Raw genomic sequence first — 21,803 nt, forward strand, 5'->3', positions numbered from 1 at the left:
GGGCGAGCACCCCACCCCCCTGACCGCCGGGCGGGCCACCCCCTGACCCCCGCGGGGGGGGTGCGCGGCCTCCCCGCGCACCCGCCAGGCGCGCCGCCGGACCGGCTGTCAGACCGGTTTTCGGGCCCGGCCTTTCACATAGTTCCGCGCCGCCTGCGCCCCGTTCCCGCGCGTCGCCGTTCGGCCCACGCCGGTCGTGCTTCCCGCGCGGCCCCACCCGGTTCCACGTCCGTCCCTTCCGCCCCCCACCGGTAGGGACCGGTTCCGGAATCCGGGCCATTCACTGTATGGAATCCCCGCATTCCGGGTGTCCACAGTTGACTGTTTTTTAGCAACGAATTGCTTGACCATGAGCCACTTTGCGCACTGGTTCTGTCATGTTCTAGCCAGCGTTCTCGACTCCGGAACGCTCTGGCCCCTTGCCGGCCCCCACAGCCGGCCAGAGGAGGATCCGTTGCGCCCCCGCTCCCTTGCCCTCGCCGCGGCGATAGCCGTGCTGCCGCTGACCGCCGTCTCGCTCGGTGTCTCCACCGCGCAGGCCGCCCCCGCTCCCCGTGTCGCGCTCCCGAACACCGTCAACCCGGCGGTGGCCCACTCGGAGAAGAAGGGCGACGTCCCGGCCGAGCAGCAGATCTCGGTGGCCGTCAGCCTGAAGCTGCGTGACACCGCCGCCCTCGACCGCTTCCTCGCCGCGGTCGCCACCCCCGGCACCCCCGAGTTCGGCAAGTACCTGACGCCGGAGCAGTTCACCGCCCGGTTCGGGCCGACCCAGGCCGCCGTCGACCAGGTCAAGACCTACCTGGCCGCCCAGGGCCTGACCGTCACCGAGGTCAGCGCCAACCGCCAGGTGGTCAGCGCCCACGGCACCAACGCGCAGATCTCCCAGGCCTTCGGCACCCACGAGAGCTCCTACGTCGACCCGCAGCTGCAGCGCGCCTTCTTCGCCAACGACGCCGCCGCCTCCGTCCCGGCCGACCTGGCCGACGTGGTCCAGGGCGTGAGCGGCCTGGACAACCACGCGGTCCGCAAGAACCGCCTGGCCAAGCCGAACTCGGTCACCCCGCACACGGCCTCCTCGACCCCGAGCGGCTTCGGTCCGTCGCAGTACGACGGCGCCTACAACCTGAACAAGACCGGCGCCGACGGCACCGGCACGACGGTCGCCCTCTGGGAGTTCGACGGCTACTCGTCCTCCAACCTGACCACCTACGACTCGCAGTACGGCCTGTCCGGCCCGGCCGTCTCCACGGTCTCGGTGGACGGCGCCAACTACGACTCCGCCCCCGGCGGGGGCCAGGGCGAGGTCGAGCTGGACAGTGAGATCGTCCGCGGCGCGGCGCCGAAGGCGACCCAGCTGGTCTACGAGGCGCCCAACAGCGACCAGGGCGAGATCGACATGGCCAACAAGATCGTGGCCGACAACCAGGTCTCGGTCATCTCGATCTCGTGGGGCTCCTGCGAGCCGGACACCACCGCCGCCTCGATGACGGCCGTGGACAACGCCTTCAAGCAGGCCGCCGCCCAGGGCATCTCGATCTTCTCCGCCTCCGGTGACGACGGCTCCCGCGACTGCACCCGCTCCACCAGCGGCTCGTCGGTCAAGGCGGTCGACTTCCCGGCGTCCAGCCCGCACCAGACCGGCGTCGGCGGCACCAACCTCCAGGTGTCCGGCACCTCGTACTCCTCGGAGAGCGCCTGGAGCAGCGCCGGCGGCGGCGTCTCCACCGTGTTCGGCAAGCCGACCTGGCAGACCGGCACCGGTACCGGCAGCGGCACCATGCGCACCGTCCCGGACGTCTCCTCCAACGCCGACCCGGCGAGCGGCTTCGCGATCTACACGGCCGGCTCCTGGCAGGTCTACGGCGGCACCAGCGCGGCGGCGCCGCTGTGGGCCGGCTACGCGGCCCAGTTCAACCAGAAGGCCAAGGCGGCCGGCCAGCCGGTCCTGGGCGAGGCGAACCCGAAGCTGTACGCGGTCGCGAACAGCAGCAACTACTCCGGCGCCTTCCACGACGTGACCAGCGGCTCCAACCAGGACTTCCCGGCCGGGACGGGCTACGACCAGGTCACCGGCTGGGGCACCCCGATCGCCGACGGCCTGACCACCGCCCTGCTCGGCGGCGGCTCCACCACCCCGCCCACCGGCGGCTGCACCGCGGCCCAGCTGATCGGCAACGGCGGCTTCGAGACCGGCACCGCCGCCCCCTGGACCACCTCCAGCGGCGTGATCGACAACAGCTCCTCGCAGGCGGCCCACTCGGGCAGCTGGAAGGCCTGGCTGGACGGCTACGGCAGCGCCCACACCGACACCCTGTCGCAGACCGTCTCGGTGCCGGCCGGCTGCAAGTCCGCCAGCCTCACCTTCTGGCTGCACATCGACACCGCGGAGACCGGCACCACCGCGTACGACAAGCTGACCGTCCAGGCCAACGGCACCACGCTGGCGACGTACTCCAACGTCAACGCCGCCGCCGGCTACGTGAAGCGCACCCTGGACCTCTCCTCCTTCGCCGGCAAGAGCGTGACCATCAAGTTCACCGGCACCGAGGACGGCTCCAACCAGACCAGCTTCGTGATCGACGACGTCGCGCTGAACGTCAACTGACCACCAGCGGGTAGCACCACCTGACCCCCGCCGGGGCGGCGCCGACAGGGCCCGCCCCGGCGGTGTGCGTCCGCCCGGCGCGGCGGACGACGGGGGCGGGCGGCGAGGGAGTGTGTTTCCGAACTGTTTCAAGATCACTAACCCTTCGGTTCACCTGCCGTGACCCCTGTCATACGCACGACTGATGACGTAGCCTCTCGACCGTGCATAGGGTTCCCCACAGCTCGGTGAAGCCGTCGGCGGCGAGCCTCGGCGCCGGCCAGGCCCCTCCGAACTCACCTGGCGGGGAGGGTCACCGCATGGCCGCACAGCAGCCTCAGGACTCCGCGCGACTCCGGCTGGTCGGACTGCGCCCGGAGCGCCCCGGCCCGTCCGTACCCGCACCGCCTCCGACACCCGCGCACGCCGGGCGGGCCACCGCCCCCGGCGGCTTCGCGGACACCCTGCACCTGGCCATCGAGGCCAGTGGCCTCAGCCTGGACCGGATCAGAGCCGCCCTCACCCAACGCGGCGTCAGGGTCAGCGTCACGACGCTGAGTTACTGGCGGCGCGGACGCAGCCAGCCCGAACGGGCCAGCTCGCTGAGGGCCGTCCACCTGCTGGAGGAACTGCTCGGACTGCCGCACAGCGCGCTCACCTCGCTGCTCGGCCCGCCCCGCCCGCGCGGCCGCTGGGCCGCCGTCGCGAACACCTGCCACCTCGGCCTGGAGGACGTCTGGCCGGGCGAACGGCAGATCGCGGACATCTTCGCCGAGCTGGACGCCCCGCCGCAGGGCGAACTGGAGCGGCTGAGCATCCACGACTCGTACTACGTGGACGCCGAGCGGCGCGGCAACCTGCTGCGGATGCGCCAGGTGGTGCGCGCCACCGTGAGCGGCGTGGGCCGCTGCCTGGTCGTGCACAAGGCCGACGAGGAGGCGACTGGCTGCCCGGAGATCACCTCGGTGCGGCACGGCCGGCTGGGCCGGGTCCGGCGCCGTCCGGAGACCGGACTGACCGTCGGCGAGCTGATGCTGGACCGCCCGCTGGCGCTCGGCGACAGCACGGTCTTCGAGTACGAGGTGGAGATCCCGCCGGGCGGCCCGACGCTGGAGTACAGCCGCCGCTTCGCCACCCCGGTGCGCGAGTACGTGCTCCAGGTGCACTTCGACCCGGCGGCCGTCCCGGCGCACTGCGAGCGCTACGACCGCGAGCCGGGCGCGGACGTCGACCACCGCCGCGAGCAGCTCTGGATCGGCGCCTCCGCGAGTGCCCACGTGCTCGCCCCGGACCAGCAGCCCGGGCACATCGGCATCCGCTGGGAGTGGCAGTAGCCGCCCCCGGCGTCCAGCCGCCCCGACATCCACCACCACCGCGCTCCTCGAACCGGCCCGCGCACCCCCGCCGAGCCTGACCGTCCGCCAGTCCCCGCACCGGCACTAGCGCCTCCCCCTCACCCCCGCCACGCCCGGGCCGCCGAACGGTTGTCACCCGTCCGGCGCAATCCGCCGTGCCACCTTCCGCCCGCTTTGGGACTTTGGTCCCGATAACACGCGGGGCCGGCCCGGGAAGGCCAGTCCTGTCACGCCGTCAGGCGTCGACCAGGAAGACCGCAGGAAAGAGGCGGAGCATGACCCGTACCGACCACCTGTCCCCGCTACTGGAATTCGACGAGGTCGAACCGGACGAGGACTGCATATGCGGGGGCTGCAGCGCCCGCCGCCGCGCCCGGCGGCAGGCCGCACCCGTGCACGAGGGCGGGCACGCCGCGGCCCGCAGCATCCGCCGCCGGGCCGCCGTGCTGATGGCCGCCGTCGGCACCGCGGTGGGCGGCGGGACGGCCGCCGCCGGACACGCCACCGCCGCCCCCGCCCCGGGCCCGGGCCCCACCCCGGGCGGCAGCAGCACCGCCCAGCCCCCGCAGACCCCGCAGGGCGAGGTCAGCGGCCTCTACGGCCAAGCACCCGGCGCCCGCGCCTTCGCCGCCCCGCGCGCCGCCGCCCAGCCGCCCACCCGGGCGCAGATCATCCAGCGCGCCCAGGGCTGGGTCGACCAGCAGGTGCCGTACGGCATGGGCAGCTACTGGTCGGACGGCTACCGCCAGGACTGCTCCGGCTTCGTCTCGATGGCCTGGGGCCTCGGCAGCAGCCAGACCACCTGGACCCTGCCGAACTTCGCCGAGCGGATCGGCAAGGCCGACCTCCAGCCCGGCGACGTGCTGATCTACAACAACCCGGCCAGCCCGCAGTCCGGCTCGCACGTGACGATCTTCGGCGGCTGGACGGACTCCTCCCTCACCCGCTACCTCGCCTACGAGCAGACCTCCCCCGGCACCAAGAAGCGCGACACCCCGTACGCCTACTGGAACAACTCCGGCGCCTACGTCCCGTACCGCTACACCGGCCTGTCCGGCGGCAGCAGCGACGGCGCCCCGGCCACCGCCTTCCCGGGCGCGGACAAGTTCGGCCCCGGCGCGAACAACGCGTACGTCACCGAGCTCGGCCGGCTGCTGGTGCAGCGCGGCGGCGCCCGGTTCTACTCCGAGGGCCCCGACCCGCACTGGGGCGAGGCCGACCGGCGGGCCACCCAGGCCTTCCAGGAGGCCCAGGGCTGGCGCGGCGCCGAGGCCGACGGCATCCCCGGCAAGGACACCTGGGACTACCTGGTCAACGGCAAGGGCCGCGCCATCGACGCCGGCACCACCCCGCTACCGCCGCCGCCGGTCCAGCCCGGCACCGGGGCGCCCGCCTTCCCCGGCCGGCAGTACTTCGGCCCGGGCCAGAACAACGACCAGGTCCGCCTGCTGGGCGAGCAGCTGGTGCGCAAGGGCTTCGGCGGCTCGTACAGCGTCGGCCCCGGCCCTCGCTGGAGCGAGAGCGACCGGCGGGCCGTCCAGGCCTTCCAGCAGGCCCAGGGCTGGCGCGGCGCCGAGGCCGACGGCTACCCCGGCCCGGACACCTGGCGCCGGCTCTTCGCCTAGGGGCTCTGAACGGCGTGGTGCCCGCCGGGCGGGCACCACGCCTCACCCCTGGGGCTTCGACGACATCCAGTGGAAGAGGCCCATCGCCACGCTGGTGGCCAGGTTGAAGCTGGACACCCCCGGCTGCATCGGCACCGAGACCAGGTGGTCCGCCCGCGCCTTGAGCTCCGCCGAGACGCCGTGCCGCTCGGTGCCGAAGGCGAGCAGCGCGTCGTCCGGGAACGGCAGCGTCCGGATGTCCGCGCCCTCCGGGTCCAGCACGTACAGCGGCCCGGCGGGCAGCTCCGGCAGGGCCAGCCGCTCCACCGCGGTGGCGAAGTGCAGGCCCGCGCTGCCGCGCAGCACGGTCGGGTGCCAGGGGTCCAGATCGCCGGTGGTCACCACGCCGGTGGCGCCGAAGCCGGCCGCCAGCCGGATCACCGCCCCGACGTTGCCCAGGTTGCGCGGGTTCTCCAGCAGCACCACCGGGGCCGGGCGCGGGCGCCGGGCCAGGGCCGCCAGGTTCGCGTCGACGGACGGCCGCGTGGCCAGGGCGACCACCCCGGTCGGGTGCAGCCGGGGTGCCAGCGTCCGCAGCCGGTCCTCGGGCAGCTCCACCGCCAGCGCGTCCAGCGCCGGCGCGACGTCCGGCGCCAGTTCCCCGGCCAGGGCCAGCAGCGCCGCCCGGTCGGCGGTCAGCACCCGCCGGACGTCCCCGCCGAAGCGCAGCGCGTGCTTCAGCGGGTGGAACCCGTCCAGCAGGACGGCCCCCGGCTCCCGCTCCGCCGCCCGCCACGCCCGCAGCACCTCGTCGTCCATGGCGTTCACGGCGTTCATGGCGTTCACTCTGCCACCTCGTCCGAAGCCGTCTGACCCAGGGCCGTCTGACCCGGAGCCACCTGATCCAGGACCGCCTGATCCGGGGCCATCCCGCCCGGGCCGGGCTCGCCGGGGCGGCCTGCGGCGGCGATCACCTCGTCGAAGCCGAGCGGCCGGCCGGTCGGGCCGTCCGGATCGGCGGCGAGCCCCGCGAGCGCGAGGTCGAGGTGCCGGTGGACCAGCGTGCCGTCCGCGTCGAGCGCGGCCAGCGCGCCCGGCAGCGGGCGGGACACCCGGACGCAGAGCAGCACCAGGTCGCCCATCCCCACGTCGGCCCGCAGCCGCCCGGCGTCCTGGGCGGCGCGCAGCAGCGCCTCGACGGCGGTGACGGCGTCGCGGCGGACGGCGACCAGGTCCTCGTCCACCACCAGCCGCTCCAGCAGCACCACGATCGCCGCGCCCATCCGCAGGTCGGCGGCGGCGTGCACGAAGCGGCGCAGCGCCCGGTACGGGTCGGTCTCGTCGCGGCGGGCCCGTTCGGCGGCCTCGGCGAGCCGGGCCAGCAGGTCGGTCACCAGGGCGCGGACCAGGGCCTCCCGGTCGGGGAAGCGCCGGTAGAGGGTGGCCGGGCCGACCCCGGCCCGCCGGACCACGGCGTCCAGCGGGGCGTCCGGGCCCCGTTCCAGGAACACCTCGCAGGCGGCGTCCAGGATCCTGCGCCGGCTGCGTTCCGCGTCGGCCCTCATCGGCAACTCCCTAACCGGAGAAATTCTCTCCCCCTATGCTAGCGTCCAGTGAAGCGGAGAAAATCTCTCCGCATCGTTGAGGAGCCGAGGAGTGACGCCGTGACCACCACCGCGCTCACCGTCCACACCGACATCGACGGCACCAGCCACCCGCGCGAGGCCGTCCTCGCCTGGGAGCTCGACCGCGCCCGCACCGCCCTGCGCCTGCTCAAGCAGCGCCTCGGCGACGACCGGACGCGCGAACTGCTCACCCCCGACACCACCGCCGCCGACACCGCCCTGGCCGCCTGGGCCCACGCCTCCGGCGGCCGGTGGAGCACCGCCGTCACCGAGCTCACCGCCGCCGGCATCGACGCCGACCGCTTCCTCACCTGGTGGCAGGGCCGCCTGCACGCCCCCGACCGGGACGCCCTGCTCGCCGCCAACCCCGAGCACTACCTGGCCGACTCCACCGGCGAACGGGTCGAGATCATCGAGACCCTCGGCACCGGCCCGGCCCGCTTCTTCCTGCGCTTCCACGACGACGTCCCGATCGCCGGGCCCGGCCACCAGGCCTTCCCGGTCCGCATCGGCGGCACCGGCACCCTCGCCGACGGCACCGAGGTGCTGCGGGTGATGCACGAGTTCGCCGACACCCCGGACGGCCTGCGGATCCGCCTCACCGTCCAGTTCCCCGAGGCCGCCCCCGCCCTCCTCGGCACCGGCCACCAGTGGCACTTCGCCTGCGAGTTCGCCAACTGGCTGGAGGCCGCGGCCCGCGCCGCCTGACGCCCCGGCGCCGTTCGCCCCCGACGTCCGCCCTCCACTGTTCGCCCCCCCGACGTTCGCCCTTCCAGGAGGGGCGAACGTCGCCTACTGCGGCCCCCGCACGTCCTCCCGCCCCCGCAGCGCCCGCTCCAGGTCCTTCAGCGCCTGCCCCAGCAGCCGCGTCCCCGCCCGCACCACGTCCCGCTGCACCCCCGCCGGCGCCTGCGCCAGCCGCTCCTCCAGCCGCGCCTGCGCCTCCCGCACGGCGCCGAACTCCACCGGCTGCCCGGTGAGCAGCGCCGCCCCCGCGAGCGCGGTGGCCAGCCGCAGCTCCTCCGCGTACTCCGCCGTCCCCGGCACCGGGTCGGCGTCGGCGGCCGGCAGGTGCGCCTCCAGCAGGACGGCGACCCGTCCGAGGTGCCCGACGGCCGCCCGGGCCCGGTCGACCTGGCGCCGGGACACCCCGGGCAGTCCGGAGGCGTGCCGGCCCGGTTCGGCGTCGGCGCGCTGCATGGCCTGGAGCAGTTCCGAGCGGGCCTCCCGGGAGTCCAGCAGCGCGGTCCGCACCGCCCGCCCGCGCGGCGCGGCCGGGTCCTCGTAGCAGGCGACCACCGCGGCCGCGTACCGCCCGGCGGCGGCGAGCCACTCGGCCAGCCGCTCCCCGAGCCGGGCGGTCTGCCAGGTCGGGAAGAGCGCGTACGTCACCAGCGCCACCGACCCGCCGAGCAGGGTGAGCCCGACCCGTTCGAAGGCCGTCGTGAGCGGGTTCCCGGCCTGGAGCCCGAGCAGGAACACCACGTACGTCGAGATCCCGACCGTCGTCAGCGCGTACCCGGTCCGGAACGCCAGGTACGACCCGCCGATGCACAGCACGGCCAGCGCGGCCAGCACCCACTCCCCGGGGTGGGTGAGCTGCACCACCAGCGTCGAGACGGCGACCCCGACGACCGTCCCGGCCAGCCGGGCGACACCCCGGCTGTAGGTCTGGGCGAAGTCCGGCCGCATCACCATCGCGGCGGTCATCGGCGCCCAGTAGCCGTGGTGGAACCCGATCAGCCGCGCCAGCAGGTAGGCGACGGTGACCACCCCGGCGAGCCGGACGGCGTGCTGGAAGATCGCCGAGCGCGGCCGCAGCTGCCGGCGCACCGTCCGCAGCGCGACCGGCAGTATCCGGAGGATCGACGGCCTGTGCAGCGCCCCGCCCGCGCCGATCACGGGCGTGGTGATGGTGTCCGCGTCGCCCCGCTCCAGCGTGTCCGCGGCCTTGCGCAGCAGCCCGCCCAGCCGGCGGGCCGACCGCCGGGCCGCCCCCTGCAAGCGCGGCCCCTCGTCCGGCGGGACCAGGGTGAGCGTGGGCGCCGAGCGGGGCAGCCGGACGGGGTCGCCGGTGCGGACGGCCCGGGCCAGGGCGTCCATGACCTCCGCGGCGGCCGCCAGCACCTCACGGGCCCGGTCGCGTTCGGGCCCCTCCTCCGGGGCGCCCACCTTGGGATCGGCGAGCGCGGCCAGGGTGGGCCGGATGCGCTCGGCGAGGCCGCGCAGGCCGCGCAGTTCGGCCGGCCGGTGACGGTCCTGCCAGGGCGTCAGGGCGGCGGCGTGCCGGGCCGTCATGAACGGCTCCGGGTCGACGTGCGCGGTCGGATCCTGTCTCAACCTGCGCGCGTAGTCGGCGAGTTCCGCATAGGTGTCGGCGAGTGCGTCCCGCTGGGCACTCCAGCTCCCGATCGGCCACAGGGTGATGACGACGGCTTGGACGACCCCGCCGAGGGCGGCGACCAGCCCGTGTCCGAGCGCGGCGGTCGCGCTGACCGGGAGCTGGACGACGATCAGCATCACCGAGACGGTGTTGGTCGCGACCACCCCGGCGGTCGGCCCGATCGCCCAGGCGAGCCCGGCGCCGAAGGCCCACACCGCGAGCAGCACCGGGAACAACCCGGGGACCCCGGCCGCCAGGTAGCCGAGGAAGGTGCTGATCCCGAGCCCGGCCCCGGCCGCGACGGCGAGGCTGGCCCGGGGCCGGAAGCTGCGCTGGAAGGTGGCCGTGCCGGCGATGAAGGCGCCCATCGCGGCCGAGGTGGCGAGCGCGACCCCGCCGAGCGCGAGGGTGGGGAAGAGCACCAGCGCCACCGCGACGGCCCCGCGCAGGGCCCGCTTGGGGTCGGTGAGCGCCCGGTCGAGGGTGAGTCCGGTCCGCGCGGTGTCGCGAAGGGCGGCGAACCAGGACATACGGGTCAGCCTAGGGCACGCCCTCGGTGACCGGCGCTCGTGACCGCCGGATCCGCCGCAGCCGCGCCGCCGCCCAGAGCAGCGCGCCGGTCGGCAGGAACACCGCGTCCGCCGCGATCATCGCGAGCGAGAACACCGGCAGCCCGAGCAGCAGCGCGATCCCCAGGTGCTCGGCCAGCAGCACCGCCAGCAGCACGTTCTTGACCCGCCGGTTGAGCAGCGTGAACGGGAACGCGACCTGCACGATCACCGTGCCGTACGAGATCAGGAAGACCGGCAGCAGCGCCGAGCCGACCAGGCCGGACAGCCACGGCCAGGGCGTGAAGTAGTCCAGGTGCAGCGGGTAGTACAGCGCGGTGCCGTCCTGCCAGCGCGAGCCCTGCACCTTGTACCAGCCGGCCGTCGCGTAGATCAGCACCACCTCGACGGCGATCACCAGCATCGCGCAGTTGTGCACCATGTTCGCCAGCGCGTCGAGCACCGCGCGCGGTTCGCCGTCCGGCCGCAGCCGCCCGAGCGTCCACCAGAGCCCGGCCACCGCCCAGAGCCCCCAGAACAACGGCGCCCAGCCGACGTACGGGAAGGTCCGGACCGTCCAGGTGAGGCTCTCGCCGGAGAAGCCGCCGAGCTGGCAGGCCGCCAGGACGGCACCGAGCAGCACCCAGAGCACCACCCCGGCCCACCCCGGCCGGGCCCGCCGGGCGTCCAGCGACCACACCTCGGCGCAGCGGGTGAAGACCAGGTAGACCGCCATCAGGTGGACGACGTTGTCGCCGCCGTCGCCGAGGAAGACGTTGCGGTTCTGCAGCGACAGCACGGTGACCAGGAACAGCACCGTGCTCGCCCTGGTCCGCCAGCCCAGCACCACCGCGACGGCGGCCAGCACCGCCAGGTGGTAGACCAGCTCGAACCAGGGCCGCCCGCCGAACCACGGCAGCACGGTGAACGCCCCGTTGTCGGTCAGCAGCCGCTCGGCCAGGTCCATCGACCAGGGCGACCGGTCCCCGTACAGCTCCCGCCGGTTGGGCCACTCGCGCAGCAGGTAGGCGAGCCAGACCAGCCCGAAGCCGATCCGCACCACGGCGGCCTGGTGGCGGCCCAGCGCGCGCCCGGTGAAGGCGGCCATCGCCCGGGCGGCCAGGTCGGCCGGGCCGGGCCCGCGCGGCGCCGGGTCGGGCCGGGGCCCGGGGGCCGAGCCGGCGGCGGGCGGTTGCCCGGCCTGGCGCGGGATGCCCTCCGACCACCGCTGCCCGGGCGGCACCTCCGGCGAGAGCTCGGACGCCACGTCAGGCGAGAGCTCGGACGACACCTCCGGCGACACCTCGCTCACCCGAGCTCCCGGTAGTCCTCGTCGTCCACCGGCCACCAGGGCAGCTCCCGCACCTTCGGCGCCGGTGGCGCGGCCTCGCCGCTCCAGGACGGCGGCGGGACGGTCACCGCGGTGGCCCGGAACTCGACCTCCAGGATCCGCTCGCCGTCCACCTCCCGGCCGATCCGCTGCAGGGCGATCCGCTTGAGGTACTGCTCGGCCAGCCTGCCGCGGGTGTTGGTCAGCGCCTCGTCCTGCGGGTTGTGCGAGCCGTCGTAGAAGTCCCAGGCCCGGCGCAGCACGTTCTGGTCGACGTGGCTGGGGGCGGGGTTGTGCCGGATCGCGGCGACGTCCTGCGCGGTCAGCCCGGTCCAGTCGCGGGTGCGGGTGGTGCCGTCGGCGGCGGCGGTGCGCACCCGGGCGTCCAGGCTGACGTTCTGCTGCAGCGGATTCGGCGCGAACAGCCGCCAGTTCTGCTCGAACTCCGGGTACACCAGGCCGTCGACCTCGTTCCGGTACTGCCGGGACAGCGAGTTGGCCGGCGCGACGTGCAGGAACACCGCCGCGAGGAAGAGCCCGGTGCCGACCACCAGCACCGCCGCGGCCAGGCCGAGCACGAGCTGCGCGGGCGTCGACCAGACCCGTCCGGCGGCCGGGCGGTCCGTCGTCTCCGTCATGGCCTCCCCGGCCCGGTCGGCGCGCCGCCCGGGTCCCGTCCCGGCGCGGTCGCGCGCCCATACTGCCCTACCGGGTGAACACGACGGTGCCGGACGGGGCCACCGGGTTACGAAGCCAACAGGCCTACAGGACGAAGGCGTCCTGGCCGGTGCTGCTCACCATCGGACGGCCCGCGCCCTCCCAGGCGTACATGCCGCCGTCCACGTTCACCGCGTCCCGGCCCTGCTGCACCAGGTACTGGACGACCTGCGCGGAGCGGCCGCCGACCCGGCAGAGCACGTACAGCTTCCCGTCCGGCAGCTCGCCGATCCGGGCGATCACCTCGCCGAGCGGGATGTGCAGCGCGCCGTCCACGTGGCCGGCGTCCCACTCGTCCTGCTCGCGCACGTCCAGCAGGGCTGCGTCGGCGGGCACTGCGGCGGCGGTGGTGGAGGGGATCTGCGCGAACATCGTGTGGCTCTCCTGGGGCTGGGTCGGGTCGGTGCCATTGTCGCCCACCGGCTGCCGGTGGCCGTCGCCCGCCGCGGCCGGGGCGCCGAGCAGCCGCTCCAGCTCGGCCTGCTGGGCGGCGGCCTTGGCGAGCAGTTCCTCGGCGAGCTGCTCCAGCAGCCGGTCCGGGTCCTGCGGGGCCAGCGCGAGCAGCTGACCCATCGGGGTCTGTTCCAGCCGGACCTGCTCGGTGGCGGTCTCGGTGATCTTGCCGGTCAGCCACTCCAGCCGGCGGCGCAGCCACTCCAGCCGGTCGGGGGAGTCGGTGCCGGGCGCGGCCTCGGGCGCGGTGGACCACTCGGCGGACAGGCCCTCCAGCGCGGCGGCGTCGCCGACCGCGTAGGCCTCGTTCACCCGGGCCAGGAACGCGGCCCGGCGCTGCTGCTCGGCCGGGTCGGTGCTGAGGTCGGGGTGGGCCCGGCGGACCAGCTCGCGGTAGATCCGCTGGGCGTCCCGGCCGGGGCGCACCCGGGCGGGCGCGGCGGGCGGCGGCGGGGCCGCCTCCTGCTCCCGGACGGAGTCGAACAGCGCGTCGAGGTCGGGCAGTTCGTCGACCTGCCGGCGGGCCTCGGCGGCCCGGCGGAGGTCCTCGGGGTGCCCGGTCCTGGCCGCGACCGCCTCGGCGACCAGCGCCTCCAGCTCGTCCAGCCGGGCGTAGAGCGGGCCCAGCAGCTGATGGTGGATCAGCGCGAAGTTGTCGATCTCGACCCGCAGCGTCTGCACGTCGACGTCCATGCTGAGCCAGGCGAGTTCGGCGGCGGCGACCCGCTCCTCCAGCTCCTGCTGCTGCGGGTCCGTCCAGCGGACGGGGCTCTGCGCGGTCACTTCTCGCCTCTGTCTCGTCCGGCCGGCTGCGTCCATGCGGAGCCGCCTCGCGGGGTGGCCCGGCCTGCCACCCTACCCTCGCGCGCGAAGGCCCCGTCCGGGTGAACGGGGAGTGCGAACCGGCGCGCGCCGCACGGCACGCAACCGATCCTGAGGAATCTCCCCGTTTCGCTATCACGCCCGGGCCGGTCCGTGCTTCGCTAGGGCGTGTCTGATGATTCGCGTCGGATCAGCACGCGGCGTCGGGCACCCGGCGGACTCGTTCAGACACGCCCTCAAGCCCGGCACGATCCACAAGACACGCCCCGGGTTTCCGCACAGCGTGCCTTCCTCCGGAGAGACGGCCGCCTCCAGGCGTGGCGGCCAGGCGGGAGCAGACCGAATCCATGGTGGCCGAGTCCAACTCCACACCGCGCCCGGCGGGCGCCGAGGCCGTACCGGGTGACCACCCGACCGGCGTGGCCGCCTTGGTCCGGCTCGCCCTCGTCCTGGTCGACCGGGCCGGCCGGATCGCCCAGTGGAGCCGGGCCGCCGAGGAACTGTTCGGGCACCGCGCCGAGGTCGCCCACGACCGGCCGGCCAGCGGACTGCTGCCCGCCCTGGAGCCGCTCGCCGCCCCCGACCCGGCCGCCGGGTCCGCCGTGCGCCGCCGCTGCGACGCCCTGGACACCCTGGCCGCGCTGACCGCCGACGGGCGGCCCTGGGCCGGCCAGCTGGCCGTCATCGACCGCGAGGAGCACCTGCGCGACGTGTTCTGGTGGGCCTGGCCGCTGCCCGACCCGTTCGGCGGCCTGCTCGCCCTCGCCGCCGACGCCCGGCCGCTGCGCACCGCCGGCCCCCGGCTCGCACTCGGCGAGCGGCTGCTGCCGTTCGCCGCCGCCCCGCCCGCCCGGGGCGGCTTCCACCGGCTGGGCGCGGCCCTGACCCCGCCCGGCCGGCTGCGCGCCGGCCTGCTGTCGGCCGACCGGCTGGCCGGGCTGCTGCCGGCCGGTTCGGCCGACCGCCGGGCGCTGCTGCTCGACGTGCTGGACCGGGCCGGTCTGCCCGCCCTGCGGCTGGACCCGGCCACCGTGCTGCCGGTGCTGCCCGCCGACCCGCAGGCCGCCGCCGCGCACGCCGCCGCCGGACTCGGCCGCCGCTACCCGACCGCCCAGCAGCGCGCCGCCCGGGTCGGCCCGCCACCGCAGCCCGAGCAGTCCGCGCCTCCGGCCCGGACGGTCCGGGGTCGGCCGTCCGGCCCGCTGCCGGCCCAGCGCGAGACCGCCGAGCGGTCCGTGGCCGCCCAGCCGTCCGGCGCCGCCGGCGCCCCGGTGGGCGCCCCGCCGACCACCCCGGCCCCGACCGCCCCGGCCCCGGCGGTCCCGTCCGCGACCGCCCCGCCCCCGACCGGAGGAGGAGCCGCCATCGAGCCGGCCGCCGCCGAACCGCCCGCCCGCCGCCGTCCGCCCCGCCGTACCGACCGGACCCCTGCCGCCCCCACCGGCGCCGAGGGCGCCCAGTCCGGGCGGCTGAGCCCGTTCCTGACCAACGGGCAGGCCGGCGAGCAGCTGGCGCTGCTGAACGAGGTCGGCGGCAAGGTCGGCACCACCCTGGACCTCGGCTTCACCGCGCACGAGCTCTGCCAGGTGCTGGTCCCCCGGGTCGCCGACTTCGCCTGCGTGGACCTGGTGGACGGGCTGATCTCCGAATCCGAGCTGCCGGCCGCCCGCCCGGACGACGACACCATGCTCCGCCGGGTCGCCTTGGTCTACAACGAGACCGGCGGCGCCTGGGACCACGTGCTGTCCGAGGGCTCGCTGGTCAGCATGCCGCGCCGCACCCCGCCGGGGATGGCCCTGCAGCTGAACCAGCCGGTCCTGGTCCCGGTGATCAGCGCGGACGTCGCGGTCGACTACGCGATCGCGCTCGGCGGGGCCCAGCTGGCCCCGGTGGTCTCCGGCCGCTCGATGCTGGTGGTGCCGCTGTCCGCCCGGGGCACCGTGCTGGGCATCCTCAAGCTGCTCCGGCTGCCGGACCGCGCCCCCTTCGACGAGAGCGACGCCGCCACCCTCAAGGAGCTGGCCGTCCGCGCCGCGCTCTCCCTGGACAACGCCCGGCTGCACCGCGCCGAGGCCAGGGTGGCCACCACCCTCCAGCGCTCGATGATCCCGACCCGCCCGCCGCAGATCCCCGGTGTCCAGATCGCCCACCGCTACCTGCCGGGCGATCCGAAGGCCGAGGTCGGCGGCGACTGGTTCGACGCGATCCAGCTGCCCGGCAGCCGGGTCGCCCTGGTGGTCGGCGACGTGATGGGCCACGGCCTGCACTCGGCGGCCGCGATGGGCCGCTTCCGGACGGCCATGCAGACCCTCGCCGCGCTCGACCTGCCGCCCGGCCAGCTACTGCGGCACCTGGACAACCTGGCCCACAAGCTCGGCGACGACCACCTCGCCACCTGCCTGTACGCGGTCTACGACCCGATCAACCGGACCTGCGAGCTGGCCAGCGCCGGCCACGTCCCGCCGGTGCTGGTGCACCCGGACGGCTCCGGCGAGCTGCTGGAGATCCCGGCCGGCGCGCCGATCGGCGTCGGCGGGGTGCCGTTCGTCGCCAAGACCATCGACGTCTCGGACGGCTCGATGCTGGTGCTGTGCACCGACGGCCTGGTCGAGGTCCGGGGCGGCGACATAGGAGCGGGCCTGGCCGCGCTCTGCGGCAATCTGATCGACCCGCTGCAGAGCCCCGAGCAGGCCTGCGACGTGGTGCTCAAACGGCTGCACTCGGACGACCGGAAGGACGACGTCGCCCTGCTGGTGGCCCGCTTCGACGGGGTCGCCCCGTCCGAGGTGGCGACCTGGGACCTCAGGGTGGACCACCGCGAGGTGCGCCGGGCCCGCTCGCTGGTCCGCGAGCAGCTGGCCGGCTGGCACCTGGAGGCGCTCAGCGACATCACCGAGCTGCTGGTCAGCGAGCTGGTCACGAACGCCGTCCGGGTGGCCCGGGACCGCGTCCAGCTCCAGCTGATCCGGGTGGACAAGCTGCTGGTGGAGGTCAGCGACGACAACCACAACCTGCCGTCGCTGGAACCGGCCGAGCAGTTGGGCGAGACCGGCCGCGGCCTCACCCTGGTGACCAAGCTCGCCGAACGCTGGGGCACCGCCCGCAAGGCGGTCGGCAAGGTGGTCTGGTTCGAACTCCCCCTGCCGCACGGCTGACGGCCGGCTGCCCGACGGCCGTCAGACGGCGTGTGGATCAGGGGACGAGCGCGCCCGCCGGGCGCCGCCGGGCCTCCACCGCGACCTCGCGCGACGCGGCCGCGGCCACCGAGGTGGCGGCCCCGACCCCGGCCAGCACCCGCGGCCAGAAGTCCCCGAACACCTCGACCGAGACGGCGAGCAGCAGCGCGGTGATCACCGCGACCACGTGCTCCAGCCCGGCCAGGTTCGGCAGCACGACCGCCTCGCCGACCATCATGACCACCACCAGGCCGGCGGTGAGCCAGGCCCGGCAGCGGAACGCGATGCAGATCGCCAGCGCCACCACCGCGGCCGACGGCCCGGTGTCCCGCACGTAGGCGACCCACTTCGGGAAGCCGAACAGGTGGCCCGGGCCGAGCGCCACGCCGATCCGGGCGAACAGCGTGCCCGCCAGGGTGCAGGTGTAGGCCACCACCAGGGTCATCCGTCGGCCGAGCACGATCTCGGCGACGCCGAAGACCACGAACACCTGGGCCAGCGCGCCCCAGACCGGCAGGTCCAGCGCCGGCACGTACAGCGAGAGCGGGGTCCGCAGCAGCGAGACGTCCAGCGGCAGCGCCGCCTTCACCACCCCGATGCGGTTGACGAAGTGCTCACCGCCCGGCAGGTGCTGGGTGATGCTGAACAGGAGGATCAGAAACGTCGCCGCCGTGGCCATCGGAACGGCGGCGAACTTCTTGCGCACCACCGCGTCCCGCACCGTCGCGTACAACGTCCCCCACTCGGCGACAGCGGCCGATCTGACCAGTGCCAGCGACCCCTCCCGCACGCCCCCCGCGTGGGTCCTGTCCATCACAACCGTTACTCCCGAATCCCCGAACTTTCTGAGCTACTCCCACATTAGAAGCCTCTTAACAAATGCACATCGGCATGGATGCGGATCAGGGTCATCCTCTGGGGGGAGGGATATCCCCCACCTCACCCCCTATCCGACCGCCCGGTCCCCTCCGCCCCCCGGCGGAGGGCTACCCCTTCCCGTCCCGCGCCGCGACCGGGAGGCGGGGCGCCACCACGGCGGCCCCGGAGTGCCGGCGGCGGAACAGGGCGGGCAGGCTCGGCGCGACGATGAAGCCCTCGGCCCGCGCGCTGGCGATGCCGATCCGCGGGATCTCGCTGCTCTTCTCGAACAGCAGGTAGCGGGGCTCCCAGATCGGCCGGTACTTGGCGTTCGCGCGGTACAGCGACTCGATCTGCCACCAGCGCGAGAAGAAGCCCAGGACGGAACGCCACAGCCGCAGCACCGGGCCGGCCCCGAGCCGCGAACCGCGCTCGAAGACCGAGCGGAACATCGCGAAGTTCAGCGACACCCGCTTCAGCCCGACCTCCTCGGCACGCTGCAGCAGCTCGATGACCATGAACTCCATCAGGCCGTTCTCGGTGTCCCGGGCCCGGCGCATCAGGTCCAGCGAGAGCCCGTCCGGGCCCCACGGGACGAAGCTCAGCAGCGCCTTGAGCTCGCCGTCGCCGTCGTGGCACTCCAGCATCACGCAGCGGCCGTCGCCCGGGTCGCCGAGCCGGCCGAGCGCCATCGAGAAGCCGCGCTCGGTCGCCCCGTCGCGCCACTGGTCGGCCTTGGCCACCAGTTCGGCCATCTCGCTCTCGGGGATGTCCTCGTGCCGGCGGATCCGCGTCGTGTACCCGGCCCGCTTGACCCGGTTGTACGCCTGGCGGACCACCCGCATCGCCCGGCCGTCCAGCGAGAACTCGTCCAGCTCGACGATCGCCTCGTCGCCCAGCTCCAGCGCGTCCAGCCCGTGCCGGGCGTAGATCACGCCGGCCTCCTCGGAGGCGCCCATCACGGCCGGCGCCCAGGCGTGCTCGCGGGCCTCGGCCAGCCAGGAGTCGATCGCGCCCGGCCAGGCCTCCGGGTCGCCGATCGGGTCGCCCGAGGCCAGCGAGACCCCGCCGATCACCCGGTAGGTCACCGCCGCCTTGCCGCTGGGGGAGAAGATCACCGCCTTGTCCCGGCGCAGCGCGAAGTAGCCGAGCGAGTCCCGCTCGCCCTGCTTGTCCAGCAGCGAGCGCAGCTTCGCCTCGTCCTCGGGGTTCAGCAGCTCCTTGCCGCGCGGGCTGCGGAAGGCCACGTAGAGCACCAGCAGGAAGAGCACCGCGCCCATCGCGTTGATCGCCGCGTTGACCCAGGTCGGCGAGGAGATCACCGAGCGCAGGTGCTCCGAGGGGTTGATCGTGATCATCCGGCCGACGGAGTAGCGGAAGAGGTCCCAGAAGCCCGCGCCGCCGAGCCCGTTGGTCGCCCAGACCAACAGCGCGCCGACGACCCCGCCGAACAGCAGCCCGCCGACGAAGGTGGCCGCCGCCGTCTTCGGGTTGGAGCGGTCGCCCTTGGACGTGAAGTCCTTCCGCCCGATGACCAGCGCCAGGACGAACAGGCAGGTCAGCACGGTGGAGATGTAGTTGAGCGGGTGGTCCTTGAACCGCTCGCCGGGCATCACCATGGCCAGCAGGTACAGCAGCGCGAACATGCTGGACAGGGCCGCGTTGAAGATCCAGGCGGCCCGCTTGCGCCGGCGCATCGCGATGGCCAGGAAGACCGCCAGCACCGCGCTGGCCAGACCCGAGGTCATCAGGTACGGGGTGAAGTACTCACCCTCGTTGTGCTCGTTGACCTGGTTCCCCCACGGCACCAGCAGCACCGTCGCCACGTTCAGCAGCGCCAGCAGCCGGAGGTACCACACGGAGACGGCGGCGGCCCGCGGGCGCCAGCGGTCGAGCACGCCGACGGGCCGGGGCCCGGTGGACGTGGCGGAAGGCTCCGACTTCACAGTGGACGACACAGCTCAATTCCAAACGATCAGATAGTGGGGCGCATCCGCACACGGCCCGGCGACGGGTGCCCGCAGGGGGCCCGACGGACTGACCGGCGGCCCTCACCTCGACCGGGCGCCCACTGAATGGAGCAGGCCGACAAAGGGCAGCCAACTCCATGGTTCCCCACCCGGCCTGAGAATTGCGTGAACCGGGTAGCGGATTCCGACCCCCGCCATGTGGCGGGGGTGAGCACCGCCATCCGTTCGGCGCCCCGCCCCGGCTACCCCTACCCTCGAAACGACCCGCGCGGACCGCCCGACCCCGGCCGCCAGAACCGAGGAGGCACCATCACCGACACCCGCGTGCTGATCGTGGACGACGAGATCCTGGTCCGCTCCGGCCTGGGCCTCATCGTCGGCTCCGCCCCCGACCTGGAGGTCGTCGGCGACTGCTCCGGCGGCCAGGCCGAGGAGCACGTCCAGCGCCTGCGCCCGCACGTGGTGCTCCTCGACATCCGGATGCCGGACCTCGACGGCATCTCGGTGCTGCGCCGGCTGCGCGCCCTGCCGGACCCGCCCGCCGTGGCGATGCTCACCACCTTCGACAGCGACGAGTACATCGGCACCGCGCTGCGGGCCGGCGCCTCCGGCTTCCTGCTCAAGGACACCGCCCCCGAGCAGCTGGTCCACGCCGTCCGGGTGCTCGCGGCCGGCGGCAACATCCTGTCCCCGACCGTGACCCGCACCGTGATCGGCGGCTACGTCGACGGCGGCGGCCCGGACGCCGAGGCCACCTCGCTCGCCCGCACCCTCACCGGCCGGGAGCTCGACGTGCTGGCCCTGCTCGGCGAGGGACTGTCCAACGCCGAGATCGCCGACCGGCTCTTCCTCGGCACCGGCACCGTCAAGGACCACATCAGCGCGATCCTCGGCAAGCTCGGCGCGGCCAACCGGGTCCAGGCGGCGGTGCTCGCCCACCGGGCCGGGCTGGTCCGGCCGAAACCCGGCGACGGGGCATGACGGCCACCGAACAGCTGCCGTCCAGACGGCTCCCGGCCTGGTGCACCGCCCCCTGGCTGATGCTGCTGCTGCCCGCCCTCTACTCCCTCCTGGACGCCGCCCTGGTGGCCCGGAACTCCCCGTGGTGGCAGATCGCGCTCTCCACGCTGGCCGCCGTCGCCCTGCTCTGGCGCCGCCGCTTCCCGGTGGCGGCGCTGCTGCTCACCATGCCCGGCAGCTACGTCGACGACATCTGGCTGGCCCCGATCACCGCCGTCTACACGGTGGCCGCCGAGCGCCCCCGCCCGCGGATCGTCATCCCCTGCGCGGCCCTGTTCACGCTGGTCGAGTTCTTCCACTGGCCGCTGTCCGAACAGACCCTCGAACTCAGCCGGGACACCGCGCTCTACGCCATCCAGTCGGTGATGCTGGCCGCCGGCCCGGCCGCCACCGGGCTGCTCGCCCGCACCCGGCGGGAGCTGGCCGCCCGGCTCGACGAGCTGACCCGCGGCCAGGAGCGGGAGAGCCGGCTGCTCGCCGAACGGGTGCTGATCAGCGAGCGCGGCCGGCTCGCCCGGGAGATGCACGACGTGGTCTCGCACCAGGTCAGCCTGATCAGCATCCAGGCCGGCGCGCTCCAGGTGAGCACCGCCGACCCGGCCGCCGCGACCACCGCCCGCACCATCCGCGAACTGGCCGTCCGCACCCTCGACGAGCTGCGCCAGATGGTCGGGGTGCTGCGCAGCACCGCCGGCCCGCGCCCGGACGCCCCGCTCGCCCCGCAGCCCCGGCTGGCCGACCTGCCCCGGCTGATCGCGGAGAGCGGGCTGGCCGCCGACACCGAACTGAACCCCGGTGACCGCCCGTGGCCGGAGGCGGTCGAGCGGGCCGCCTACCGCACCGTCCAGGAGGCGCTCACCAACATCACCAAGTACGCCCCGGAGGCGGCGGTGCACGTGAAGGTCCGGGCGAAGGGGCGCCGGCTGCGGGTCGAGGTGCGCAACGACGCGCCCCCGGTCCACCCGGACGAGATCCTGCCGGGCGGCGGCCACGGCCTGGTCGGCCTGCGCGAGCGCGCGCAACTGCTGGGCGGTTCGCTCAGCGCCGGCCCCACCCAGGACGGCGGCTTCGAGGTCCGCGCCGAGCTGCCCGCCACCCGTTCCTGACCGGGACAACGAGAAAGCCCCGCAGATCCGTAGATCTGCGGGGCTTCGCTGTGCGCGAGGGGGGAGTTGAACCCCCACGCCCTTTCGGGCACTGGAACCTGAATCCAGCGCGTCTGCCTATTCCGCCACCCGCGCATGGGTGTCGTCTTCGTTGCCGACCGATCTTCCGAACCGCTCGGTACCATGTGGTCTTCGCGCTTCCTTGGACCGGCCTCCCTGGTGGGCGGCCCTTCCGACGTGGAAAACAGTAGC

General features: G+C 74.5%; 15 protein-coding genes and 1 tRNA gene. 7 read left to right on the forward strand and 9 right to left on the reverse strand.

Translation table 11 applies throughout. The features are described 5' to 3' along the window. Positions 1 to 454: 454 nt before the first annotated feature. The 3 genes from ACFVTF_RS00985 to ACFVTF_RS00995 all read left to right on the forward strand — a co-directional run bounded on the left by ACFVTF_RS00985 (position 455) and on the right by ACFVTF_RS00995 (position 5,564). A complete protein-coding gene (locus ACFVTF_RS00985) occupies positions 455 to 2,605 on the forward strand; it encodes a protease pro-enzyme activation domain-containing protein (RefSeq protein ID WP_387807491.1) in 2,151 nt (716 codons plus the stop codon). Between the two features lie 299 nt (positions 2,606 to 2,904). After that, positions 2,905 to 3,918: an XRE family transcriptional regulator gene (locus ACFVTF_RS00990; protein WP_371517839.1), complete on the forward strand. Its 1,014-nt coding sequence runs from the start codon at positions 2,905 to 2,907 to the stop codon at positions 3,916 to 3,918. A 296-nt stretch (positions 3,919 to 4,214) separates the two neighbouring features. After that, the gene (locus ACFVTF_RS00995) at positions 4,215 to 5,564 is read left to right on the forward strand and encodes a peptidoglycan-binding protein (protein WP_387807494.1); all 1,350 of its coding nucleotides are present in this window, start codon (positions 4,215 to 4,217) and stop codon (positions 5,562 to 5,564) included. A 42-nt stretch (positions 5,565 to 5,606) separates the two neighbouring features. Here ACFVTF_RS00995 and ACFVTF_RS01000 read toward each other — a convergent pair whose 3' ends face one another. Both ACFVTF_RS01000 and ACFVTF_RS01005 read right to left on the reverse strand, forming a co-directional pair. Further along, positions 5,607 to 6,362: a TrmH family RNA methyltransferase gene (locus ACFVTF_RS01000; RefSeq protein WP_387808318.1), complete on the reverse strand. Its 756-nt coding sequence runs from the start codon at positions 6,360 to 6,362 to the stop codon at positions 5,607 to 5,609. Positions 6,363 to 6,385: 23 nt separating this feature from the next. Next, positions 6,386 to 7,108, reverse strand: coding sequence for a TetR/AcrR family transcriptional regulator (locus ACFVTF_RS01005; RefSeq protein WP_387807497.1), 723 nt, complete (start codon positions 7,106 to 7,108; stop codon positions 6,386 to 6,388). Positions 7,109 to 7,207: 99 nt separating this feature from the next. On the opposite strand from ACFVTF_RS01005, the gene ACFVTF_RS01010 reads away from it, so the two are divergent. Beyond that, positions 7,208 to 7,876: a hypothetical protein gene (locus ACFVTF_RS01010; protein WP_371517842.1), complete on the forward strand. Its 669-nt coding sequence runs from the start codon at positions 7,208 to 7,210 to the stop codon at positions 7,874 to 7,876. 84 nt (positions 7,877 to 7,960) lie between these two features. Here the strand turns inward: ACFVTF_RS01010 and ACFVTF_RS01015 are convergent, their stop codons facing one another. The 4 genes from ACFVTF_RS01015 to ACFVTF_RS01030 all read right to left on the reverse strand — a co-directional run bounded on the left by ACFVTF_RS01015 (position 7,961) and on the right by ACFVTF_RS01030 (position 13,382). After that, complete coding sequence (locus ACFVTF_RS01015; protein ID WP_371517843.1) at positions 7,961 to 10,081, reverse strand: FUSC family protein; 2,121 nt, start codon at positions 10,079 to 10,081, stop codon at positions 7,961 to 7,963. Between the two features lie 10 nt (positions 10,082 to 10,091). Next, positions 10,092 to 11,411, reverse strand: coding sequence for an HTTM domain-containing protein (locus ACFVTF_RS01020; RefSeq protein ID WP_387807500.1), 1,320 nt, complete (start codon positions 11,409 to 11,411; stop codon positions 10,092 to 10,094). Next, positions 11,408 to 12,067: a DUF5819 family protein gene (locus ACFVTF_RS01025; protein WP_387807503.1), complete on the reverse strand. Its 660-nt coding sequence runs from the start codon at positions 12,065 to 12,067 to the stop codon at positions 11,408 to 11,410. Before ACFVTF_RS01025 ends, ACFVTF_RS01020 begins: the two co-directional genes overlap by 4 nt. Positions 12,068 to 12,191: 124 nt before the next feature. After that, positions 12,192 to 13,382 carry a rhodanese-like domain-containing protein gene (locus tag ACFVTF_RS01030; RefSeq protein WP_371517846.1) on the reverse strand — a complete coding sequence of 397 codons (1,191 nt, stop codon included), beginning with the start codon at positions 13,380 to 13,382 and terminating at the stop codon, positions 12,192 to 12,194. Between the two features lie 386 nt (positions 13,383 to 13,768). Here ACFVTF_RS01030 and ACFVTF_RS01035 point away from each other — a divergent pair, with 386 nt between their 5' ends. Next, complete coding sequence (locus tag ACFVTF_RS01035; RefSeq protein ID WP_387807507.1) at positions 13,769 to 16,576, forward strand: SpoIIE family protein phosphatase; 2,808 nt, start codon at positions 13,769 to 13,771, stop codon at positions 16,574 to 16,576. Between the two features lie 37 nt (positions 16,577 to 16,613). Here ACFVTF_RS01035 and ACFVTF_RS01040 read toward each other — a convergent pair whose 3' ends face one another. Next, positions 16,614 to 17,411, reverse strand: coding sequence for a hypothetical protein (locus tag ACFVTF_RS01040; RefSeq protein WP_387807510.1), 798 nt, complete (start codon positions 17,409 to 17,411; stop codon positions 16,614 to 16,616). A 172-nt stretch (positions 17,412 to 17,583) separates the two neighbouring features. Next, the gene (locus ACFVTF_RS01045; RefSeq protein ID WP_387807513.1) at positions 17,584 to 19,413 is read right to left on the reverse strand and encodes a phosphatidylglycerol lysyltransferase domain-containing protein; all 1,830 of its coding nucleotides are present in this window, start codon (positions 19,411 to 19,413) and stop codon (positions 17,584 to 17,586) included. 321 nt (positions 19,414 to 19,734) lie between these two features. On the opposite strand from ACFVTF_RS01045, the gene ACFVTF_RS01050 reads away from it, so the two are divergent. Both ACFVTF_RS01050 and ACFVTF_RS01055 read left to right on the forward strand, forming a co-directional pair. Next, positions 19,735 to 20,406 carry a response regulator transcription factor gene (locus ACFVTF_RS01050; RefSeq protein ID WP_063351251.1) on the forward strand — a complete coding sequence of 224 codons (672 nt, stop codon included), beginning with the start codon at positions 19,735 to 19,737 and terminating at the stop codon, positions 20,404 to 20,406. Then, entirely contained in the window at positions 20,403 to 21,551 is a 1,149-nt protein-coding gene (locus ACFVTF_RS01055; RefSeq protein WP_371517852.1) for a sensor histidine kinase, read from the forward strand. The genes ACFVTF_RS01050 and ACFVTF_RS01055 overlap by 4 nt, the downstream gene beginning before the upstream one ends. 51 nt (positions 21,552 to 21,602) lie before the next feature. On the opposite strand, the gene ACFVTF_RS01060 is transcribed toward ACFVTF_RS01055, so the two are convergent. Beyond that, positions 21,603 to 21,686 (reverse strand) — tRNA-Leu (locus ACFVTF_RS01060). Positions 21,687 to 21,803 lie beyond the last annotated feature (117 nt).

The sequence above is a fragment of the Kitasatospora sp. NPDC057940 genome (assembly GCF_042887425.1).
GTDB lineage: Bacteria > Actinomycetota > Actinomycetes > Streptomycetales > Streptomycetaceae > Kitasatospora.

What these genes read in the sequence shown, in the direction of transcription:
- ACFVTF_RS00990 (WP_371517839.1), top strand. Translation starts at nt 2,905, where the DNA reads ATGGCCGCACAGCAGCCTCAGGACTCCGCGCGACTCCGGCTGGTCGGA.
- ACFVTF_RS00995 (WP_387807494.1), top strand. Translation starts at nt 4,215, where the DNA reads ATGACCCGTACCGACCACCTGTCCCCGCTACTGGAATTCGACGAGGTC.
- ACFVTF_RS01000 (WP_387808318.1), bottom strand. Translation starts at nt 6,362, where the DNA reads ATGGACGACGAGGTGCTGCGGGCGTGGCGGGCGGCGGAGCGGGAGCCG.
- ACFVTF_RS01005 (WP_387807497.1), bottom strand. Translation starts at nt 7,108, where the DNA reads ATGAGGGCCGACGCGGAACGCAGCCGGCGCAGGATCCTGGACGCCGCC.
- ACFVTF_RS01015 (WP_371517843.1), bottom strand. Translation starts at nt 10,081, where the DNA reads ATGTCCTGGTTCGCCGCCCTTCGCGACACCGCGCGGACCGGACTCACC.
- ACFVTF_RS01025 (WP_387807503.1), bottom strand. Translation starts at nt 12,067, where the DNA reads ATGACGGAGACGACGGACCGCCCGGCCGCCGGACGGGTCTGGTCGACG.
- ACFVTF_RS01035 (WP_387807507.1), top strand. Translation starts at nt 13,769, where the DNA reads ATGGTGGCCGAGTCCAACTCCACACCGCGCCCGGCGGGCGCCGAGGCC.
- ACFVTF_RS01040 (WP_387807510.1), bottom strand. Translation starts at nt 17,411, where the DNA reads ATGGACAGGACCCACGCGGGGGGCGTGCGGGAGGGGTCGCTGGCACTG.
- ACFVTF_RS01055 (WP_371517852.1), top strand. Translation starts at nt 20,403, where the DNA reads ATGACGGCCACCGAACAGCTGCCGTCCAGACGGCTCCCGGCCTGGTGC.